3 protein-coding genes are annotated in these 4,620 nt (G+C 69.2%); all 3 read right to left on the bottom strand.

The window, feature by feature from the left end:
- Positions 1-91: 91 nt before the first annotated feature.
- Positions 92-1,234 carry a multiple monosaccharide ABC transporter substrate-binding protein gene (gene chvE / locus ACLQ27_RS21580; RefSeq protein ID WP_234582843.1) on the bottom strand — a complete coding sequence of 381 codons (1,143 nt, stop codon included), beginning with the start codon at positions 1,232-1,234 and terminating at the stop codon, positions 92-94.
- A gap of 394 nt (positions 1,235-1,628) precedes the next feature.
- On the bottom strand, positions 1,629-2,618 hold the full coding sequence (locus tag ACLQ27_RS21575; protein ID WP_357574480.1) for a LacI family DNA-binding transcriptional regulator: 990 nt from the start codon (positions 2,616-2,618) through the stop codon (positions 1,629-1,631).
- A 415-nt stretch (positions 2,619-3,033) separates the two neighbouring features.
- A partial coding sequence (locus ACLQ27_RS21570; RefSeq protein ID WP_425868337.1) for a glycoside hydrolase family 43 protein occupies positions 3,034-4,620 on the bottom strand: 1,587 nt, incomplete at its 5' end.

The following is a 4,620-nucleotide window of genomic DNA, read 5'->3' as shown; positions in this document are numbered from 1 at the left end:
CGTTCTCTTGTTCTTGCTGTTGTGTGGTGTCGGGGGGGGGGCCGGGGGGGGGGGGGGGGGGGGGGGGCCCCCCCCCCCCCGACGGGGTGACTTACTTCTTGGCCTGACCGGCGGCGACCTCTTCCGCCGTCCAGTAGCCGGAGTCGATCAGCGTCGCCTTGATGTCGTCCTTGTAGACGGTCGCGATCGGCAGCAGGTAGGCCGGAACGACCTTGACGCCGTTGTTGTACGTCTGCGTGTCGTTCGCCTGCGGCTGCTTCTTCTGCAGGAACGCCTCGGCGGCGTTCACGGCCTGGTCGGCGAGCAGGCGGGTGTCCTTGAAGACCGTCGAGTTCTGCACGCCGTCGTTGATCAGCTTGATCGAGGCGATCTCCGCGTCCTGGCCGGTCACGACAGGCAGCTTCTTGGCGCCGCTACCGTAGCCGGCGTTCTGCAGGGCGGTGATGATGCCCCGGGAGATGCCGTCGTACGGCGACAGCACGCCGTCGACCTTCGAGCCGTCGTTGTAGCTGGAGGTCAGCAGGTTCTCCATCCGCTTCTGCGCGGTCTCCTGCTGCCACCGCAGGGTCGCCACCTGCTCGGGGGTGGTCTGCTTGGACTTCACCTTCAGCGTGCCGGCGTCGACGTACGGCTTCAGCGTGTCCATCGCACCGCCGAAGAAGTACTGCGTGTTGTTGTCGTCGAGCGAGCCGGCGAAGAGCTCGATGTTGAACGGGCCCTTGGCGGTGCCCTTCGAGCCGTCCTTGTTCAGCAGGCCGAGACCGACCAGCAGCGCGGTGCCCTGGGCGACGCCAACCTTGTAGTTGTCGAAGCTGACGTAGAAGTCGACGTCCTTGCTGCCACGGATCAGCCGGTCGTAGGAGATGACCGGGATCTTCGCGGCCGCGGCGGCCTGCAGCTGGCTGCTGAGGGCGGTGCCGTCGATCGCCGCGATGACCAGGACGTCGGCGCCCTGGGTGATCATCTGGTCGACCTGCTGCGACTGGGTGGGGATGTCGTCGCCCGCGTACTGCAGGTCGACCTTGTAGCCCTTCGCCTCCAGCTTGGACTTCACCGCGTTGCCGTCGGCGATCCACCGCTCGGAGGTCTGCGTCGGCATCGAGACACCGATCGTCAGGTCCCCCGGCTTCTTGTCGCTGGTGTCGCCGCCGCTGCCGGCACCTCCACCACTGCACGCCGCCAGGCTCAGCGCCAGCGCCGCACTACCGAGAGCAACCAGGAATTTCCTGCTCACGGGCTTCTCCTCTCCCGATTCCCCCCGCTGACCGCCGGGGCCACCTGTCACCTTTCGGGTAGTGTTAGCGCTCACATAGGGCACGTCAACACTTGATCCGAAATACCGGTGTCACGGTCTCGTAACGGAGGCTTCGCCGCCGACGTCACCTCCCGTAACCCGGGCGGCGATCGATCGACGGCCGCCAGTACGTGCTCCGGAACGGCCTGCGCGTGGACCGCCCGCCGAGCACGCGCCGGCAGGACCGACGGCGAGGCCGGCTGGTGGACCGTCCGCCGAGCACACGACGGCAGGACCGACGAGGCCGCCGGTTGGTGATCGACGCACGCCGGCCGCGACGGCGAAGCGGTAAGCCGCGCGGAGGCCTCCGAGGCGTACGACACCGGGCGTCCCCTCAGTGGCGCGGCGGGGCGACGCTGTCGCGGGCGACGAGGGCCGGGGCGATGGTCTGCCGCAGGGCACCCCCACCGATGCCCGACTCGATCTGGGTCAGCAACATCTGCAGGCTCGCCCGGGCCACCGCGTCGAAGTCCGGTCGTACGGTCGTCAGCGGCGGAATGAAGTACGCGGCCTCCGGCACGTCGTCGAAACCCACGACGCTGATCTCGGTCGGCACCCGCCGCCCGAACTCGTGCAGGGCCCGCAGCACGCCCAGAGCGAGGTGGTCGTTGGCCGTGAAGATCGCGGTCACCTCCGGCATCCGGGCAAGCATCTGCCCGCACCGGTAGCCGGACGACGCTGACCAGTCCCCGTGCATCAGGGGCGGTGGGTCGATCCCCGCGGCCAGGAGCGCCGCCCGCCAGCCCTCGATCCGGCCGGCGCTGTCGAACCAGTCGGACGGCCCCGAGACGTGCCACACGGTGCGGTGCCCGGCGTCGAGGAGATGCTGGGTCGCCGCCCGCGCGCCAGCCACCTGGTCGACGGTCACCAACGGCACCGGCCGGTGCGGATCGCCGTCGACGGTGACCAGTGGAACGTCCTTGGGCAGCCGTTCCAGGGCCTCGCCGGCCGACTCGACGGGCGCGATGACGACGATGCCGGCCACCCGGTGCGCCAGGTGCCGTTCGACAGCGGCGGAGATGGAGCGGTGGTCGAGGTTGCGGACGCTGCCCACGCTGACCGCGAAGCCCTCCTCCGCGGCCGTCTGCTCCAGAGCGGCCAGCAGCGACGCCGGGCCGTAGAGGGTCGTGTTCTGTGCCACCACGCCGATGACCTGGGACCGGCCGGTCACCAGTGCGCGCGCGGCGCCGTTGGGGCGGTAGCCGAGTTCGGCGATCGCCGCCCGCACCCGCAAGCGGGTCTGCTCACGCACGTTGGGGTGCCCGTTGAGCACCCGCGACACCGTCTGGTGGGAGACACCGGCCAGACGAGCGACATCTGTCATCGCGGGACCGTGCACGGCCATTTCACTCCCCCCGCCTGCAACCCGACCCGCGGCCCGTCGACGTTGACTGGAGCGGCCCGGCCCGATCCCCCTCGCTCAGCCACCACGCCGGTGCTGAATCGCAGGTGACCAGCGCTGGATCGCCGACAGTCTACGCCAGGCACCGCCTCGAACACGGAACGGCTGAGCGGCGAACGACACGGCGTGTGCCAGGTCGGGCGGCCAGCGCCACGCGCCGCGCCTGCCGGGCACCCCGACCCGGGCCGGCCACAGCGGACCGCCGCCCCGCTCCGCGCTCCTGGACAGAGCGCGGAACAGGGCGGCGGCGGGCCGGAGCCGGGGACGTGGACACCTTCCGCGGTGGGATCAGTGGTCCGTTCGCGTCACCCGTGGATTACTGGTTGTGTGACCGGCGTCACGGTGTCGTCAGGTCGAATCGGCGCACGGTGACCGCGCCACCGAGCGCCTGGGTGGCGTGGTTGAAGATGGCGAACCGGTAGCCCATGAAGAACTGCCAGTTGTTCGCCAGGGTCAGGGCGTTGCCGAAGGACGTGAAGTTGACCCCGTCGGTGCTGTACGAGAAGCGGGCCTGCCGGCCGGACCCGGGTCTGATGTCGGCGTTGGCCCGCAACCAGATCCGGCCACCGGAGATTGCGGTGCTCGCCACCTCGCTGCCGGTGCTTGTGGTGTTCCAGCTGTCGTCCATCGTCAGCCCGTTCTGCATGACCAGGCGGGTGGATCCGTTGTCTCGTCGGACCCCGATCCAGGCCGACGAGTTGCGCAGCACCGCCAGGCCGGTGCGATCACCGTCGCGCATGGTGGAGTAGTCCAGCTCGATGGTGGCGGTCGACGTGGGTCCCTGGATCCGGTGGGTCAGCGTGTTGCGCGCCTTGTACAGGTCGCCGGTCACGGTGGCGGTCTGCAGGTTCAGTCCGTTGTTGACCGACCACTTGCTGTTGTCGGGGTTGTGGTTCCACTCCCACTGCGGGCCGAGGGTGGTGCCGGCGAACGTGTCGGTGCCGGTGAGTGGCTTCACCGCCCGGGGCGCGGCGGGCAGGTTCGGCTTCGGGTACGAGCTGCCCCACGCGCCGTTGACGGTCTGCAGGACCGGCCAGCCGTCGCCGGTCCAGGTGATCGGCGCCATGGCGGGCATCCGGCCACCGGGGTACGCGTCGACGAACGCCATGTAGTACCAGTCGCCGTTCTGCGTCTGCACCAGCCCGCCCTGGTGCGGTACGCCGCCACCGGAGATCGGGCCGGGCAGGTTGAGCAGCACCTGACGCTGCTCGTAGGGGCCGAACGGGCCGTTTGTCGACTTCAGCACGTACTGGCCGTTGGCCGGCCGGGTGAGCCAGATGTAGTAGGCGCCGTTGCGCTTGTAGAAGCGCGCACCCTCCAGCGTCCCGATGCTCGACGGCGTGCTGTAGACCTGCTGGCTGCGGACCTGCGTCTTCCCGTCGGCGGACAGCTGCGCGACGCTGATGTTGGTGTTGCCGTACGCGACGTACATGGTGTCGTTGTCGTCGATCAGCATGCCGGCGTCGTAGTAGCAGTTGGGGATGGTGGTGAGCTTGCTCCACGTCGAGTCGACGGCGGACGCGGTGTAGATGTGGGTCTGCGCGAAGTCGATGCACCCGGCCCAGTAGAACGTCTTGTTGCTCGGCCGGTAGTTCAACGTCGAGGCCCAGATCCCGTCGACGTACGCGTTACCACCGCTCATGTCGTACTTCGAGCCGAAGTCCAACCGGGGTACGGAGTGCCCGGCGTACTCCCAGTTCACCAGGTCGTACGAGCGCAGCACCGGAGCGCCCGGCGAGTAGTGCATGGTGGACGCCGACATGTAGTAGACGTTGTCGACCCGGATGATGTCGACGTCGGCGAAGTCCTGCCAGACCACCGGGTTCGAGTAGGTGCCGTTCGACGGGGGCGGCGTGGTGGGCGGCGGCGTGGTCGGGTTGCCCCCGCCGTCGACGCGCACGAGCTGCCACTGCTGGTTGGTGCC

Source organism: Micromonospora sp. DT63 (assembly GCF_049841615.1).
Lineage (GTDB): Bacteria > Actinomycetota > Actinomycetes > Mycobacteriales > Micromonosporaceae > Micromonospora.
Note: the sequence above shows the minus strand (reverse complement) of the source record. Positions and strands in the feature narration are given on the sequence as shown.

Coding starts and splice junctions, on each gene's coding strand:
- ACLQ27_RS21575 (WP_357574480.1), bottom strand. CDS start 2,618: ATGACAGATGTCGCTCGTCTGGCCGGTGTCTCCCACCAGACGGTGTCG.